Genomic DNA, 15,747 nt, shown 5'->3' on the forward strand with positions numbered 1-15,747 from the left:
ATGCGAAGCAGGCAGGTAGCCCTGCATGCCGTCCTGGCCTTGGGCGGGCTGGCCATGCTGTTCCCGTTCGTCTGGATGCTGCTCACGTCCTTCAAGGGCGCGCACCAGATGCTGAACAACCCGCTCGACTGGCTGCCGAACCCGTGGCGGGCGCAGAACTATGCGGACGCGCTGAGCGAGGTGCCGTTCGGGCGGGCGTACTGGAACAGCATCTACATCGCCGCGTTGAACGTCGTCCTCACCCTGCTCACCTCGGCGATGGCCGCCTACGCCTTCGCCAGGATCCGCTTCAGGGGCTCGGGCGCGCTGTTCATCCTGTTCCTGGCCACCCAGATGGTGCCGCCGCAGGTCATCGTCGTGCCGCTGTACCTGATGCTGGCGCAGTTCGGCTGGGTGGACTCGCACCTGTCGCTGATCGTGCCGACCATCGCGAACCCGTTCGCGGTCTTCCTGCTGCGCCAGTTCATCAGGGCGGTGCCGATGGAACTGGAGGAGGCGGCGCGGCTCGACGGGGCCGGCCGCTGGCGGATCTTCTGGAGCATCGTGCTGCCGAACATCCGCCCCGGGCTGGGGGCGACCGGCATCATCGTCTTCCTGGCCTCATGGAACGCGTACCTCTTCCCGCTGATCTTCCTGAACTCGCCGGAGATGGCCACCGTGCCGCTGCTGCTCAGCCAGTTCTCCAAGCAGCACGGGGCGGTCGACTACGGGCTCACCCTGGCGGGCTCCGCGATCGCGGTGGTCCCCACGCTGATCGCCTTCCTGATCGGCCAACGCAAGATCATCAACTCGATGGCCGCATCCGGCCTGGGAGGACGCTGATGCTGGATCTCCGCGAGCGCCCCTTCACCGAGCGGGGCTCGCGCCTGCTGGTGATGGCGGCCGACGACGGCTCCCTCTGGATCGCCAGGGCCGAGTACGAGACCAGGCTGCGCGAGACGTCCGTCCTGACGGGCCTGCGGGTCTTCGCCGGGTCGCGCGAGCTGCCGGTCCGCCGGGCGCTGCCCGACCGCGTCGAGTTCGCGGACGGGGTGACAGACGGGGTGACGCTGGCCTTCGCGGACCCGGACTCGATCGTCCTGCTCGGGACGGGAGCGCGAGCCGTGTGGGACGGCGGCGAGGCGGCGGTCGACGGCTGCCTGACCCTGGTCGGCTCCCCGCCGCCGGCCGGCGCGGACGTCCTGGGCGCGGCCGCCCGGCGCTGGCGCGACTGGTTCGACCGGATGCCCGCGGTCCCCGACGACCTGCGGGAACGGGCCGAGCAGGCGTGGTGGACGCTCGCGGTGAACCTGGTGCGGATCCAGGGCAGGGAGTCGCTGATCCCGTCCAAGTACGGATATGTCGGCCTATGGAATTGGGACTCGTACTTCCACGCCATCGCGCTCAGGCACGCCGACCCCGCCCTGGCCAGGGAGCAGATCCGCATCCTGCTCGACAACCAGCGCCCTGACGGCCTGATCCCCGACGTCGTGCACGACCACGGCGTGCTCGCCGAGACCACCGACCTGCCCCGCTCCGACCTGGCCCGCCTGGAGCAGCACGTCGGCGGCGGTCCGATCGGACCGCAGGTCCCGGTGACCAAGCCCCCGCTCACCGCCTGGGCCGTCTGGAAGATCCACGAGCGCGACCCCGACCCGGGCTTCCTGGCCGAGGTCTACGAGCCGCTGGTCAGGTCGCAGGAGTGGTGGTTCGAGCATTCGGACCCCGACGGCGACGGCCTGGCCGAGTACCTGCACCCGTACTCGTCCGGCCTGGACGACAGCCCCATCTGGGACCATGGCCCGCGAGCCGAGCCGCCGGACCTCAACTCCTACCTGGCGCTGCAGTACGACCGCCTGGCCGACATCGCCGCCGTGCTCGGCCGGGACCAGGGGATCTGGCGGGACAAGGCCCAGGCGCTCGTCGACCTCATGGTCGAGCGCCGCTGGAACGGCTCCCGCTTCGTCACCAGGCCGTCGGACGACGTCCGCACCCCGCTGGACTTCATGCCCCTGTTCACCGGCAGGCTCCCCGCGGAGATCGCCCGCACCCTCGTCGACGGCCTGACCTCGCCGAGCTTCTGGGCCGAGCGCCCCGTGCCCACGGTGGCGTTCTACGACCCGCGCTTCGACCCCGACGCCATGTGGCGCGGCCCGGTCTGGCTCAACGTCAACTACCTCCTGATCGACGGCCTGCGCCGGTCCGGGTACCACGAGACGGCCGACGAGCTCAGGGCCCGCACCCTGGCCATGGTCCGCGACGGGGGCGGCCTCTACGAGTACTGGAACCCGCTGACCGGGGGCCGCGCGGGCCGCGCGACGACCGGGTTCGGCTGGTCGGCGGCCCTCTTCCTGGACCTCGCTCAGGAGCGGCCGAGCAGCGTGAACGCGCCCCGCGACAGTGCCAGGAACTCCTGGACGACCTGATCCTCGGCGAAGGGGGCACTGGGGTTGGAGGCCAGGGTGGTGACGACGAACGTCCGGCCTGAGGAGGTGCGGGCGAGGTAGCTCAGGTCCAGCACGCCCGGCTCCGACCCGCCCTTGAACCAGACCGTCGGCCACGTGCCCGGCGACAGCCCCAGCCCCCCGCCGTTCGCCGACATGATCTGGCCGACCTCCTTGGAGCGGAGCTCGGACAGCTCGGCGTAGACGCGGCAGACGTCCTCAGGGGAGGCGAACCACTCCACGGTGCCCAGCTCGCGCGGCTTCGTCCAGGGGACGATGCCGGTAAGAGGCACCTTGTCGACGACCTTCGCCAGGTAGGCGCGCCGCTGGGCCGTGCCGAGCGAGAGGTAGCGCTTGGCGTGGCGGCGGTAGTCGGCGCCCTTCAGCGCGAACAGCTCCCTGGTCGACAGGAAGGGCACGTTCCGCTTCGCGTGCGCCGACCAGGACCGCACCGTGTTCTCGACCGCCCTGCGCCCGGCCGCGTGCAGCAGCAGGTCGGCGCCCGTGTTGTCGCTGATGGAGATCATCAGCTTGGCCGCCTCCAGCACCGACACCTTGCTGTTGTCGGGACGGTCCTGGAGCCGGCCGCTCGGCAGGCTCTTCAGCTCCGGCTTGATCGTCAGCTCGGTGTCCCAGTCGAGCGTGCCCTGCTTGACCTGCTTGGCGACCGTCCCGAGGACGTACAGCTTGAACATGGAGCCGAGCGGGCGCGGCTCGCCGGGCGACACGGCGTGGACGGTGCGGCAGCGGCCGTCGTCCGTCACCTCGGCGGCGGCGAATCCGACGTCCGGCGCGACCTTGCGCAGCCGCTGGTCGAGCTCCTGCCAGCTCGTGGGCGCGGGCTGCGGGGTGGCGGGGACGGAGAACCGCAGCGAGTTGATCTTCCCGGCGCCGTCGACGCTGATCGTGAGCGTGTAGGTCTTCCCGCCGGCGGTCACCTCGCCCACCAGCTCCGTGGGCTGCGCGCCGGCGATCTTCTGCAGGCGCATGTCCGCCATGCTCGCCAGGACCTGGTTGACCTGGGCGGGCGGCACCTGCTGGAGGAACGCGGCGGCCAGGTGCTCCTTCAGCTCGCTCTCGGCGATCGGCGTCCTGGTGGACGCGTCCAACAGCCAGCGCACCTGCGCGCCGACGGGCGTGTCCGGGATCTCCACGGCCGGGGAGGAAGGCGAGGGGCTGGGCGCGAGCGGTCGCGCGGCGGCCTGCCCGGCTCCGGAGGTCAGCGTGACGGCCACGGCTGTCGCCGCGACGGCGAGGACGCGCAACGGTTTCGACGGAGATTTCATGGCGACTCCTTCACATCGGGTTGCACCGAGCCAATCGCACCGATCAGCCCGGCGCCCACCGGGCGAGCCGCCGCTTCCGGACCTGAGGTTGCCCGCACCAGGTGTGCGGTTAACCTCATAGACGCTCCCGTGGTGTCGCGTGACGATGGTGGTCTATGAGTTCCAGGCTGGTGGCCGGGCTGCTGGCGGTCGCCGCGGCGGCGGGGGTGACGGCGGGCGCGCTGATGGAGAGCGGCCTGCCCGCATCGGCGTTCACGTGGGCGTTGATCGTCCTGGGGCTGGTCTATCCCGGGCTCGGCTGGCTGCTCGCGGTCCGGCGTCCCGACGTCCGCTACGGCTGGCTGCTCCTGGCGACCGCGCTCTGCCTCGGGCTCGGCACGCTCGACGTGGGCCTGATCACCCGAACCGGGCAGACGTCGGGGCCGGTGGCGGCCCTGTTCGCGGTCTTCACCGTGTACTACGGCCTGACCTGGGTGTTCCTCCCGCTGTTGTTCCCCGAGGGGCGGCTGCCCTCGGCCCGGTGGCGGCCCGTCGCGTGGGTCGCGGGCGTGGCCGTCGGCGTCCACTTCGCGGGCATCGCGCTGGTGTCAGGAGACGGCCTGTCGCTGTCGCATCTCGGGTCGGACAACCTGGTACCGGTGCTCGCGGCGTCGTTCGGCCAGCTCGTGGTCGTGATCTCGGGGCTCGTCGCCTTCGTCGGCCTGGTCGTCCGGTGGAGGCGCAGCCGCCCGGACGAGCGCGGCCAGTACGCGTGGATGGTGGCGGGCGTGGCCGTCAACCTCGTGGGAGCCGGGCTGCTGACCCACTTCGACTTCGGCGGCGGGCAGCCGGTCTTCGGCGTGTTCGGGGTGGTGGCCGTGCTCGGCGCGCTGCCGGTGGCGCTCGCGGTGTCGGTGGTGCGGCACCGGCTGCTCGACATCTCCGTGGGCGTCAGGGGGTCGCGGCTGCACCTGGTGTTCGACGTCCGTCCCACGGTGGACGAGGTGCTGTCGAGCCTCGGCAGCGAACTGGAGGACGCGCCCGAGCCGGTGGAGCAGCTCGGCAGGCTCGCGTCCGCCGTCAGGACCGGGCTCGGCGCCCGCTGGGCGGCCGTCACGCTCGCCGACGGCACCCGCCTGGTGTCGGGACGCGAGCAGGGCGAGGCCGCGCTGGCGCTGCCCGTCGGCGGCGGTCCCGGACGGATCGAGGCCGGCCCCAGGAACGGCGGCCGGTTCACCGGGGCGGACCGGCGCTTCCTGGAGGCGCTGGCCGTGCCCGCGGCGCTGGCCATCCAGAGCGCCGGGCTGGCCACCCGCCTGGTCAACGCCCAGGAGGCCGAGCGCAGGCGGATCGAGCGCAACATCCACGACGGCGTCCAGCAGCAGCTCGTCGCGCTCATCGCCGGGCTCGAGCTGGCCAGGGCCACGGGCGGCGGCCCCGACCTGCTCGCCCAGCTGCGCGAGCAGGCCCGCCAGACACTCGCCGACCTGCGCGAGCTGGCGGCCGGCATCCACCCCTCGGCGCTCAGCCAGGGCGGGCTGGTCGAGGCCGTCGAGGAGCGCTGCGCCCGGCTGCCCGTGCCCACCACCGTCGCCGCCGGCGGCGAGCTGCGCTCCCAGCGCTTCCCCGACGAGGTGGAGGGCGCGATGTACTTCACGGTGAGCGAGGCCGTCGCCAACGCGCTCAAACACGCCGGAGCCACCAGGATCGAGGTGCGGCTGGCGCGCGCCGGAGGGCGGCTGTGCGCGACCGTCGCCGACGACGGCAGGGGCTTCGACCCGCGGGCCACCGGCCACAGGGGCCTGGCCACGCTGGCCGACCGGCTCGACGCGCTCGGCGGCGGCGTCGAACTCGACAGCGGCCCGGGAAAGGGGACGAGGATGAACGCCTGGGTGCCGGTCGATGCCTGACCGGATCCGCGCGGTCGTGGCCGACGACCACTACCTGGTGCGCGAGGGCACCAGGCAGCTCCTGGAGACGTCCGGCGAGGTCGCGGTCGTGGGCGCGGTCGGCGACGCCGACGAGCTGCTCGACGCGGTCCGCAGGCTCGGCCCCGACGTGGTGGTCACCGACATCCGGATGCCGGGAGGGGACTGGCGGCAGGGGTTCGAGGGCATCGACGCCGCGCACCGCGTGCACGCCGACCATCCCGGCGTCGGGGTCGTGGTGCTGTCGCAGTACTCCGACGCGCTGTTCGCCGTCGAGCTGTTCAAGCACGGCACCGCGGGGTTCGCCTACCTGCTGAAAGACCGGGTCGGCGACCTTGACGAGCTGCTCGGCGCGATCAGGGCCGTCGCCTCCGGCGGCTCCGTCATCGACCCGAAGGTGGTCGAAGGGCTGCTCGCCAGGCGGGACGTCCGCGGCCAGCAGGAGGGGCTGACGGCCCGCGAGCGCGACGTGCTGCGCGAGATGGCGCACGGCAGGTCCAACGGGGCCATCGCCCGCGCGCTGCACCTGTCGGTGTCGTCGGTGGAGAAGAACGTCAACTCGATCTTCACCAAGCTCGGGCTGGAGACCAGCGCGGACGTGCACCGCCGGGTCGCGGCGGTGCTGGCCTACCTCGGGCCCTGACCCCTCAGCCGAAGACCGCGGGTGGCGGCACGGGCGCGAGCACCGGGTCGCCGTCCTTGATGGGCTGCGCGCCCGCCACGAAGTTCGTCAGCGCCTCGCCGTGCACGCACCTGGCCTGGGTGAGGCCGCCCGCCGCGCGGCGGGTGAGCAGGTCCACCGGCAGCCCGGAGCGTGAGGCCGCGACGATGAGGTTGCCGAAGCGGCGACCGCGCATGACCCCCGGCTCGGCCAGCAGCGCGACGTGCCGGAAGGTGTCGCGGACGGTGGCCGCCAGCCGCCTGGCGAAGGCCAGCCCCTTGCCGTCGGCCAGGTTGATCAGCAGCGTGCCCGAGGGGCTGAGGACCCGGGCGATGTCGCCCATGTACTCCTGGGTGGCCAGCTCCACCGGCATGGTGGCGCCGGTGAAGGCGTCCAGGACGAACAGCTCGGCCGTTGCGTCCCAGACCTTGGCCGTGCCCTCACGGCCGCCCTGGACGATCATCTTCAGCTTCGGCACCGATCTCAGGTCGAGCTGCTCGCGCACCAGGTTGACCAGCAGCCCGTCGGGTTCGATCACGATGTGCCTGGACCCGGGGCGGGTGGCCGCCACGTAACGCGGGATCGTGCAGGCGCCGCCGCCCACGTGCACACAGCTCAGCGGACCCTCAGGGAGGAGGTCGATGACGTCCGCCATGAGACGTACGTACTCGAACTCCAGGAAGGTGGGGTCTTGTAGGTCGACGTACGACTGAGGTACGCCATCCTTGGACAGCACCCAGCCGTCCTGCCTGTCCAGGTCTCGGAGCAGTTCGACCTCGCCGAACGTCACCGGGTACCGGCCGGGCATCGGCTCCCGCTGTCCACGTGCCACGTTGATCCTCCTGGGAGAAAACCGTATGCGACGGCGAAGACTGATTGTGCTCGTTATCGCGTTACTTGTGGTTTTAGCGGCGGGAGCTTTCGCCCTCGCCGTATCCCATCGTGTCAAAGGCGACCCGGCCGAGGTCGCGTCGGCCTACTTCGCCGCCTGGCGCAGGGGCGACGTCGAGGCCATGGCCCGCCTGGTCTACCAGCCGCCTCCCGACTTCGTCACCAGGCACCGGTCGCTGACCGAGGAACTGCACGTCCAGGACGTCAAGCTGGAGCCGGGAGCGGTGCGGAGCACCGGCGAGGAGTCGGCCGAGGTGCCGTTCACCGGCAGCAGGGTGCTGCGCGAGTTCGGCCCGTGGCCGTTCGCCAGCACGCTGCGCCTCGCCGTCCGGGACCGGGCGTGGAAGGTCATCTGGACGCCCGAGACCCTGCACCCGCTCCTGAAGGACGGCGGCACGCTGGAGCTGACCTCGTTCGAAGGACTTCCGCCGGAACTGGTCACCAGCGAGGGCGCCAAGATCCCCAACGACAGCTACGCCGAGTCCTACCTCGCCCGGCTCCGGCCCGAACTGGGTGAGGGCGGCGAGGGGGTGGCGCTGGTGTCCGTCGTGCCAGGGCAGCAGGCGCGCAGGCTGATGGCCGTCGAGCCGGAGCGGAAGGCCGAGCGCACCACGTTGTCGCAGAGCGTGCAGGCGGCGGCCGCCCGGGCGCTCGACGGGGTGGCCGACGCGGCCGTGGTGGCCCTGCGGCCGAGCACCGGCGAGATCCTCGCGGTCGCCGACCGGCTGCGGGACAACCGCAGCGCCCTGCGCGACTTCTTCCCGCCCGGCTCCACGTTCAAGACGATCACCGCCGCCGCGCTGCTGGAATCCGGGCTCGACCCGGCGGCCCAGCTCGACTGCCCGGGCAGCTACACCATCCCCGGCAACCGGAGCATCAGGAACGCCGGCGGGCAGGGCCACGGCACGGTCAGCTTCGCCGACGCGTACGCCTACTCGTGCAACACCACCTTCGTCCAGCAGGCCGTCACCCGGCTGCGGGGGAGCGACCTGGTGGCGGAGGCCCAGAAGTGGGGGTTCACCGGGGCGAACCTGTCGACCGGGGTGGGCGGCAAGTGCGGCCGGATGAACCCGCCCGGCAGCGTGGACGAGTTCGCCGCCGACTCCTTCGGCCAGGGCACGGTCGAGGCGACCCCGCTGTGCATGGCGATGGTCGCGGCGGCGGTGCAGAACGGGAGCTGGCGGGCGCCGCGCATCCTGCCGCTGGAGGCGGCCCGCCGGATCGACGGCGCGCAGGCCAACGCGGTGGTCAAGCTCGACGACGGGGTCGTCGCGGCGCTGCGGGAGATGATGCGCGCCGTCGTCGACCACGGCACGGCCGGCCAGGCGGGCCTTCCCGACGGGGTCTCGGGCAAGACGGGGACGGCGGAGGCCGGGGGCGGCGCGGAGCACGGCTGGTTCATCGGCTACCGCGACGACCTGGCCTTCTGCGTGTTCGTGCGGAACGGCGGCTCGGGCCGCTCGGCGGCCCTGCCGATAGCGGCCCGCTTCCTCAACGGCCTGTGACCCCGGCGTTCCACGGCGGACGACAGGCGCTCTCCCGGCGGGCGCTAACCTACGGTACCGTAGGTTTCATGACGACCATCACCGCGAAGCCACGGCTACGAGGCTGGTTGCACACCGGGACGCTGCCCGTGGCCCTGGTGGCCGGGTTCGCGCTCGTGGCCCTCGGCCCGACCCTGCAGGCCCGGCTGGCCTCCGCGATCTACGCGATCACCTCGGGCCTGCTGTTCGGCATCTCGGCCACCTACCACCGCGGCACCCTCGGCCCGCGCCTGGCAGAGGCGCTGCGCCGCTTCGACCACGCCAACATCTACCTGATCATCGCGGGCACCTACACCCCGTTCGCGCTGCTCGCGCTCGACGGCGCCGCCAGGGTGGCCGTGCTGTCGATCATCTGGGGCGGCGCGCTGGCCGGCGTCCTGTTCAGGGTGTTCTGGATGAACGCGCCCCGCTGGCTCTACACCGTCCTGTACCTGGCGCTCGGCTGGACCGCGATCTTCGTGATGCCGCAGCTGCTGGAGGGCGCGGGGGTCGCCGCCGTGGTGCTGGTGGCCGTCGGCGGCGTCTTCTACAGCGCCGGCGCCGTCGTGTACGGCCTGCGCCGCCCCGACCCGTCGCCCGGCTGGTTCGGCTTCCACGAGGTCTTCCACGCGTTCACCATCGCCGCCTACCTGGTGCAGTACATCGCGGTGTCGATCGTGGTGTACTCGCACGCGTGAACCGAGCAGTACATATCGTTGACTTCTTCTCCCTCCTAAAGGAGGGGGATTCCCACACTCGCGGGTGAGGTTTCCTGCTTCACAGCCGACCGCACCCGGGAGGGCCCGGTATGTCTCACGTCAGCTCCACAGGCGGACACCGCTTGACCAGCGGCCAGAATGTTCTTGGCGGCGTTGATGTCCCGGTCGTGCCGGGTGCCGCAGGACGGGCAGTGCCACGTCCGGGTGTTGAGCGGGAGTTCGGCGAGCAGGTGCCCGCACGTCGAGCAGGTCTTGCTGGAGGGGTTCCAGCGGTCGATCACGATCAGGTGTCGCCCGTGCTTGGCGCTCTTGTACTGCAGTTGGCGCCGGAACTCGCCCCATCCGCAGTCGGAGATGACCCGCGCCAGGCGGCGGTTGCGGACCATGTTCGTCACGGCCAGGTCCTCGATCACGATCAGGTCGTGCTCGCGTACCAGGCGGGCGCTGGTCTTGTGCAGGAAGTCGGCGCGGGCGTCACGGACCTTGGTGTGCGCGCGGGCGACCTTCGCCTTCGCTTTGTTCCTGTTGTTCGAGCCGGGCTGTTTGCGGGCCATGCGCCGCTGGTAGCGGGCCAGATTCTCCGCCTTGCGTTCCAGAAGGCGTGGGTTGGCGATGCGCTGCCCGGTGGACAGGACCGCGAAGTCTTTGACCCCCAGGTCCACCCCGACCGCCGAGCTGGCGGCGGCGGGAGCCTGCCCGCCTTCGCCCGCGGTCTCGACGGCTGTTCCGTCGGCGGTCTCAACGGCGAGGGAGGCATGCCAGCGGCCATCAGGGTCGCGCGAGATGGTCACCGCGGTCGGGTTCAGCGTGGCAGGGTCCACCTCGGGCCAGGACCACACGAACGCGACCGGTGCGTCCATCTTCGCCAGGAACAGCCGCCCGTCCTTCCAGCGGAACGCCGAGCGGGTGTAGGTCGCCGACTGCTTGCCGTGCCGGGACTTGAACCGGGGATGGCGGGCGCGTCCGGCGAAGAAGTTCACGAACGGCGTGTACTGGTGCCGCAACGTCTGCTGCAACGGCACACAGGAGACCTCGAACAGAAACCCGAACTCGGGGTCGCGCTTCAACTCGGTCAGATACCGGTCGCTCTGCGCGTAGGACGTCGTGGCCCCGTCGGCGCGGTAACGGTGCTGCCGCCACGCCAGCGTCTTGTTCCACACCAGGCGTACGCAGCCGAACGTGCGATTCAGCACCGCAGCCTGTTCGGGAGTGGGGTAGACCCGCACACCTTGTACGCCGTACGCACGTTCGCATTTTGCCGCAGCACAGAAAGATCCGTAAGCGAAAGGGAAAAGGTGAGGTTATGTGCGCTTCGCATCCTGGGTTGCCCTGGCTCCGCCGGGCCACCCCTTGCAGGGGCCGGATTCATCCCGGCTCTCAAGGACCGGGCTTCCTCCGGAGGTCATGGTGAATCTCGGAGATGAGCCGTATATATCGGTGACGTCCTACCGCCGGGACGGCACTGCGGTCGCGACCCCCGTCTGGGTGGCCCAGGACGGCGACGCCGTGGTCTTCTGGACCGTCGCGGATTCGGCGAAGGTCAAACGGATCCGTCGCAACCCCGAGGTGACGGTGGTCGCCTGTGACGTGCGCGGCACCACCAGGGGAGAGCCGGTCAAGGGACGGGCGGAGGTGCTCGGCGCCGACGAGACCGAGCGGGTGCGCCGCCTGCTCAGGCGCAAGTACGGCCTGGTCGGCCGGCTGGTGCTGCTCGGCAGCAGGCTGCGCAGGGGGCGCGACGGGACGGTTGGGGTGCGGGTCACCGACTTTTGACCGGGCGCTGGTCTGCTTCGCGATCCATATGGAGAACACACCAATATGGAGCCATATGGAGAACACGCCACTATGGGGGAGATCGCGCGTACGTGGTGGCTCATCCTCGTTCGCGGGATTCTCGCCCTCATCTTCGGCGTCCTCGCGCTCGTCTGGCCGGGGCTCACGCTGCTCGCGTTGGTGATCCTGTTCGGCGCGTACGCGCTCGTCAGCGGGATCTTCGCGCTGTTCGCCGCGTTCAAGCACGGGGTGAAGTCGCGGGCCTGGCTGATCCTCTCCGGGATCCTCGGCATCGTGGCGGGCATCCTGGCGTTCGTCTGGCCGGGCATCACCTCGCTGGCCCTGCTGTACGTGGTCGCGTTCTGGGCTCTGTTCAGCGGCGTGTCCGAGGTCATCGCGGGCATCGCGCTCCGCGAGATGATCACCAACGAGTGGACACTGATCGTCGGGGGCATCCTGTCGGTGATCTTCGGCATCCTGCTCATCATCTGGCCGGGTGCCGGTCTGCTCACGCTTGTCTGGCTGCTCGGCATCTTCGCGATCCTGTACGGCATCGCGATGGTGGTCCTGTCGTTCCGGGTGAAGAAACTCGCCCCGACGCCCTAGCGGCCGGAAAATTTTCGGATATATACGCCTCCATACGGGGAAAGTATGTCTTGTCTGGCTCAACGTGGAGGAGACATGGACATACACCACCGCCTTGCCCGCCACCTACTCGTCGACGGCTACCGGCTGGTGCTGGACCTCGACCGCAGCCGGGGCTCCTGGCTGGTCGACGCCCGTGACAGCCGCCGCTACCTGGACTTCTACACGTTCTTCGCGTCCGCGCCGCTGGGAGTGAACCCGCCTTTCCCCTCCGACTTCGCCGACCTGCTCGGCCGGGTGGCGCGCAACAAGCCGGCCAACCCCGACATGTACACCGAGCACCTGGCGGACTTCGTCGACACGTTCACCCGCGTCCTCGGCGACCCCGACCTTCCCCACCTGTTCTTCGTCGAGGGCGGCGCGCTGGCCGTCGAGAACGCGCTGAAGACCGCCTTCGACTGGAAGAGCCGCCGCAACGAGGCCGCGGGCAGGTCCCCTGAGCTGGGCACCCGCGTCATGCACCTGACCAGGGCCTTCCACGGCCGTAGCGGCTACACGCTGAGCCTGACCAACACCGAGCCGGGCAAGACCGCCCGCTTCCCCCAGTTCGACTGGCCGCGCATCGACGTCCCGGCCATCCACCACGGGGACGTCGAGGCGGCGGAGCAGCGCGCGCTCGCCCAGGCCAGGGCCGCGTTCGAGCGGCACCCGCACGACATCGCCTGCTTCATCGCCGAGCCCATCCAGGGCGAGGGCGGCGACAACCACATGCGTCCCGAGTTCCTGCAGGCGATGCAGCACCTGTGCCACGACTACGACGCGCTGTTCGTGCTGGACGAGGTGCAGACGGGCGGCGGCACGACCGGCACCCCGTGGGCGTACCAGCAGCTCGGCCTGGCCCCCGACATCGTGGCGTTCGCCAAGAAGGTGCAGGTCGGCGGGATCATGGCGGGCCGCAGGGTGGACCTGGTGCCCGACAACGTCTTCCAGGTCAGCGGCAGGATCAACTCGACCTGGGGCGGCGGCCTGGTGGACATGGTCCGCTCGCGCGGGCTGCTGGAGATCGTCGAACGCGACGGCCTGATCGAGCGCGCGGCCACGCTGGGCGAGCAGCTGCTCGAGCGGCTCACCAAGCTGCAGGCCGGGCAGCCGGACACCGTCTCCAGCGTGCGCGGCCGCGGCCTGATGTGCGCCTTCGACCTGCCCGACAAGGCGTCCAGGGACGCCTTCATCACCCGCCTGCGGGAGGACGAGGGAGTGCTCGTGCTGCCCTGTGGCCCGCGCTCGGTCCGGCTGCGTCCGGCGCTCAACATCACCGAGGCCGACCTCGACCACGGCCTCACGGCCCTGGCGTCGGCCCTGGCGTGACGCGGCTCGTCAGAGCCGCCCCTCAGAGCCGTTCGACGTTGGCGCCCCGGCAACGGTTGCGGGTGTCGAAGACGAAGGCGCTGGCCTGCTCGACCAGTTCGTAGTCGAAGCAGTCGTGGTCGGTGAGCACCACCACGGCGTCGGCGTGGGCGAGTTCGGCGCGGCCGGCCTCGACGAGCTCGACGCACGACGGCAGGTGGAAGTCGTTGACGTGCGGGTCGGCGGCCCGCACGTGCGCGCCCAGCTTGCTCAGGGCCCTGGCCACCTCGATCGCGGGGGACTCGCGGCAGTCTCCGGCGTTCTTCTTGTAGGCGAGCCCGAGCACGAGCACGCGGCTGCCGTTGATGGGCTTGCGGCGCTGGTTGAGCGCGAGGGTGAGCCGGTGGACGACGTGGTCGGGCATGTGGTCGTTGATGTCGTTGGCCAGCTCGACGAACCGGAAGTTGTGGCCGAGGCTCCGCTTGACCTTCCACGACAGGTACGACGGGTCGATCGGCAGGCAGTGCCCGCCGACGCCGGGGCCGGGAGTGAAGCGCATGTAGCCGAACGGCTTGGTGGAGGCGGCGTCGATGGCCTCCCACACGTCGATCCCGAGCTGCCCGGCGAACACGGCCAGCTCGTTGACCAGCGCGATGTTGACGTGCCTGAAGGTGTTCTCCAGCAGCTTGCACAGCTCGGCCACCTGGAGCGAGGAGACGGGGACGACCTCCCGCACGACCCGCCCGTAGAAGTTCTGGACGCTCTTCAGCGAGGTCTCGTCGATGCCGGACACGACCTTGGGCGTGTTCTCCAGCCGCCACCGCGTGTTGCCCGGGTCGATCCGCTCGGGGCTGTAGCCGAGGTGGAAGTCCTCGGGCGCGCGCAGCCCCGAGCCCTCCTCCAGCAGGGGCAGCAGGTACTCCTCGGTGGTTCCCGGATAGGTGGTGGACTCCAGGATCACGGTGGCGCCGGGCCGGACGAAGGGGGCGATGGACTGGCCGGCCGAGGCGATGTAACGGAGGTCGGGGGCGCCCTCGGCCAGCGGCGTCGGTACGGTGATCACGCAGATGTCGAAGTTCTCGGCGTCGGTGTAGTCGGCGCTGGCGAGGTAGCGGCCGCTCTGCTGGGCGGCGGTCAGCTGGTCGTCGCTGATGTCCTCGACGTAGGACTCGCCGGCGTTGAGCCGCTTGACCCGCCACGGGTCCACGTCGATCCCCACGACCTCGAACCCGGCCTCGACCGCCTGCATCGCCAGGGGCAGGCCTACGTAGCCCTGCCCGACGACCACCAGTTTCTCTCCCATGTCAGGACCCCCGTTACATCGAGATGAGACACGACCCGACTGTAGGAGCCGGGCGATGTATTCCCGAGGAGGACACGAGAAAGATCCACAAATAGATGGCCATTAGTCTGACACCGGACCTTTTCCTGCTTTCACCACTCGTTGACCACGGGGCCCGTTCAGCGGCCCCTTTCCGAGGGCGGCGAGCGGCGGCCCGTCTCAGGCCCGCACCTGGATCCTGCTGTGGTCGCCCACCATGAGCTCGTGGGTGTTCGGCAGGCCCGTCGCCCGGCTCACCTCGACGTTGCGCCCGATCAGCGAGTGCGCGATGCGCGACACCCCGCGCACGGACGAGCTGTCGAGCACGATCGAGTACTCGATCTCGGCGTCCTCCACTTCGCAGTTCGCCCCGATCGAGGTGAACGGGCCGACATAGGAGGAAATGATCTTGGAGTCGGCGCCGATCACGATGGGCCCGCGCAGGACCGAGTTCTCCACCACTGCGCCTGGTTCGATGACGACCCGCCCGGTGACGTCGCTCAGGCGGTCAACGGTTCCCCTGACGTCCGGCTCGACCTGTTCGAGGACGATCCGATTGCATTCCAGCATGTCCTGCAGCCGCCCGGTGTCCTTCCAGTAGCCGCTGACGAGATGGGAGTGGATCCGGGAGCCGTGGTCGATGAGCCACGTGATGGCGTCGGTGATCTCCAGCTCGCCCCGGGCCGACGGAGTGATGGCCCGGACGGCCCGGTGGATGGCGGGGGAGAAGATGTAGACCCCGACGATGGCCAGATCGCTGCGCGGATGCTCGGGCTTCTCCTCCAGCCCGATGATCTCGCCCTCCGGGCCGAGCTCGGCGACCCCGTAGAACTGCGGCTCCGCGACCTTGGTGAGCAGGATCTGGGCGTCGCAGTCGGCCGCGCGGAAGGCGTCGACCAGGCCGGTGATGCCGCCCACCAGGAAGTTGTCGCCGAGGTACATGATGAAGGGCTCGTCGGCGAGGAACTCCCTGGCGATCAGGACGCAGTGAGCCAGGCCGAGCGGGGCCTGCTGGTGGATGTAGGTGATCCGCAGGCCGAACGCGGAGCCGTCGCCGACCGCCTCGCGGAACTCGGCGCCCGTGTCGCCGACGATCAGGCCGACCTCGGTGACGCCCGCGTCGCGCAGCGCCTCCAGCCCGTAGAAGAGAACGGGTTTGTTGGCCACGGGCACCAGTTGTTTCGCCGAAGTATGGGTGAGCGGGCGCAGCCTCGTCCCCTTGCCACCCGCCAGAACGAGCGCCTTCATCGCTTTGTGAGTCCTTCCGCGGACCGGACGTGGCCGAGCCGGCCACCTGTCCGCAGGAGTTTA

At 70.5% G+C, this 15,747-nt stretch carries 13 protein-coding genes and 1 pseudogene; 9 read left to right on the top strand and 5 right to left on the bottom strand.

Going from position 1 to position 15,747, the window contains the following annotated elements:
- Both ABT294_RS25040 and ABT294_RS25045 read left to right on the top strand, forming a co-directional pair.
- Window positions 1-822, top strand: a complete 822-nt coding sequence (locus tag ABT294_RS25040) for a carbohydrate ABC transporter permease (RefSeq protein WP_350808681.1) — start codon at window positions 1-3, stop codon at window positions 820-822.
- Window positions 822-2,405 (top strand): amylo-alpha-1,6-glucosidase, encoded by a 1,584-nt coding sequence (locus ABT294_RS25045; RefSeq protein ID WP_350808682.1) that lies wholly within the window; start codon window positions 822-824, stop codon window positions 2,403-2,405. The genes ABT294_RS25040 and ABT294_RS25045 overlap by 1 nt, the downstream gene beginning before the upstream one ends.
- Here ABT294_RS25045 and ABT294_RS25050 read toward each other — a convergent pair.
- Window positions 2,342-3,709 (bottom strand): serine hydrolase, encoded by a 1,368-nt coding sequence (locus tag ABT294_RS25050; RefSeq protein WP_350808683.1) that lies wholly within the window; start codon window positions 3,707-3,709, stop codon window positions 2,342-2,344. The genes ABT294_RS25045 and ABT294_RS25050 overlap by 64 nt on opposite strands.
- A gap of 155 nt (window positions 3,710-3,864) precedes the next feature.
- On the opposite strand from ABT294_RS25050, the gene ABT294_RS25055 reads away from it, so the two are divergent.
- Together ABT294_RS25055 and ABT294_RS25060 are read left to right on the top strand one after the other, a co-directional pair.
- Complete coding sequence (locus ABT294_RS25055; protein ID WP_350808684.1) at window positions 3,865-5,598, top strand: sensor histidine kinase; 1,734 nt, start codon at window positions 3,865-3,867, stop codon at window positions 5,596-5,598.
- On the top strand, window positions 5,591-6,259 hold the full coding sequence (locus ABT294_RS25060; RefSeq protein WP_350808685.1) for a response regulator transcription factor: 669 nt from the start codon (window positions 5,591-5,593) through the stop codon (window positions 6,257-6,259). The genes ABT294_RS25055 and ABT294_RS25060 overlap by 8 nt, the downstream gene beginning before the upstream one ends.
- A 4-nt stretch (window positions 6,260-6,263) precedes the next feature.
- On the opposite strand, the gene ABT294_RS25065 is transcribed toward ABT294_RS25060, so the two are convergent.
- A complete protein-coding gene (locus tag ABT294_RS25065) occupies window positions 6,264-7,109 on the bottom strand; it encodes a spermidine synthase (protein WP_350808686.1) in 846 nt (281 codons plus the stop codon).
- Window positions 7,110-7,176: 67 nt separating this feature from the next.
- Here ABT294_RS25065 and ABT294_RS25070 point away from each other — a divergent pair, with 67 nt between their 5' ends.
- Both ABT294_RS25070 and trhA read left to right on the top strand, forming a co-directional pair.
- Window positions 7,177-8,673 carry a penicillin-binding transpeptidase domain-containing protein gene (locus tag ABT294_RS25070; protein WP_350808687.1) on the top strand — a complete coding sequence of 499 codons (1,497 nt, stop codon included), beginning with the start codon at window positions 7,177-7,179 and terminating at the stop codon, window positions 8,671-8,673.
- 68 nt (window positions 8,674-8,741) lie between these two features.
- On the top strand, window positions 8,742-9,389 hold the full coding sequence (gene trhA, locus ABT294_RS25075) for a PAQR family membrane homeostasis protein TrhA (protein ID WP_350808688.1): 648 nt from the start codon (window positions 8,742-8,744) through the stop codon (window positions 9,387-9,389).
- A gap of 35 nt (window positions 9,390-9,424) precedes the next feature.
- Here trhA and ABT294_RS25080 read toward each other — a convergent pair.
- Window positions 9,425-10,656 (bottom strand): annotated as a pseudogene (locus tag ABT294_RS25080) (RNA-guided endonuclease InsQ/TnpB family protein).
- A 161-nt stretch (window positions 10,657-10,817) separates the two neighbouring features.
- Between ABT294_RS25080 and ABT294_RS25085 the strand changes: the two are divergent.
- The 3 genes from ABT294_RS25085 (at window position 10,818) to lat (ending at window position 13,136) form a co-directional block, all read left to right on the top strand.
- A complete protein-coding gene (locus ABT294_RS25085) occupies window positions 10,818-11,183 on the top strand; it encodes a PPOX class F420-dependent oxidoreductase (RefSeq protein WP_502912117.1) in 366 nt (121 codons plus the stop codon).
- A gap of 72 nt (window positions 11,184-11,255) precedes the next feature.
- The gene (locus ABT294_RS25090) at window positions 11,256-11,789 is read left to right on the top strand and encodes an HdeD family acid-resistance protein (RefSeq protein ID WP_350808690.1); all 534 of its coding nucleotides are present in this window, start codon (window positions 11,256-11,258) and stop codon (window positions 11,787-11,789) included.
- A 75-nt stretch (window positions 11,790-11,864) separates the two neighbouring features.
- The gene (gene lat / locus ABT294_RS25095) at window positions 11,865-13,136 is read left to right on the top strand and encodes an L-lysine 6-transaminase (protein ID WP_350808691.1); all 1,272 of its coding nucleotides are present in this window, start codon (window positions 11,865-11,867) and stop codon (window positions 13,134-13,136) included.
- 22 nt (window positions 13,137-13,158) lie between these two features.
- Here lat and ABT294_RS25100 read toward each other — a convergent pair whose 3' ends face one another.
- Complete coding sequence (locus tag ABT294_RS25100; RefSeq protein WP_350808692.1) at window positions 13,159-14,418, bottom strand: nucleotide sugar dehydrogenase; 1,260 nt, start codon at window positions 14,416-14,418, stop codon at window positions 13,159-13,161.
- Window positions 14,419-14,616: 198 nt separating this feature from the next.
- The gene (locus ABT294_RS25105) at window positions 14,617-15,684 is read right to left on the bottom strand and encodes a glucose-1-phosphate thymidylyltransferase (protein WP_350808693.1); all 1,068 of its coding nucleotides are present in this window, start codon (window positions 15,682-15,684) and stop codon (window positions 14,617-14,619) included.
- Between the last annotated feature and the right edge of the window lie 63 nt (window positions 15,685-15,747).

This window comes from Nonomuraea sp. NPDC000554, assembly GCF_040300065.1.
In the GTDB taxonomy this organism is placed as follows: Bacteria; Actinomycetota; Actinomycetes; order Streptosporangiales; family Streptosporangiaceae; genus Nonomuraea.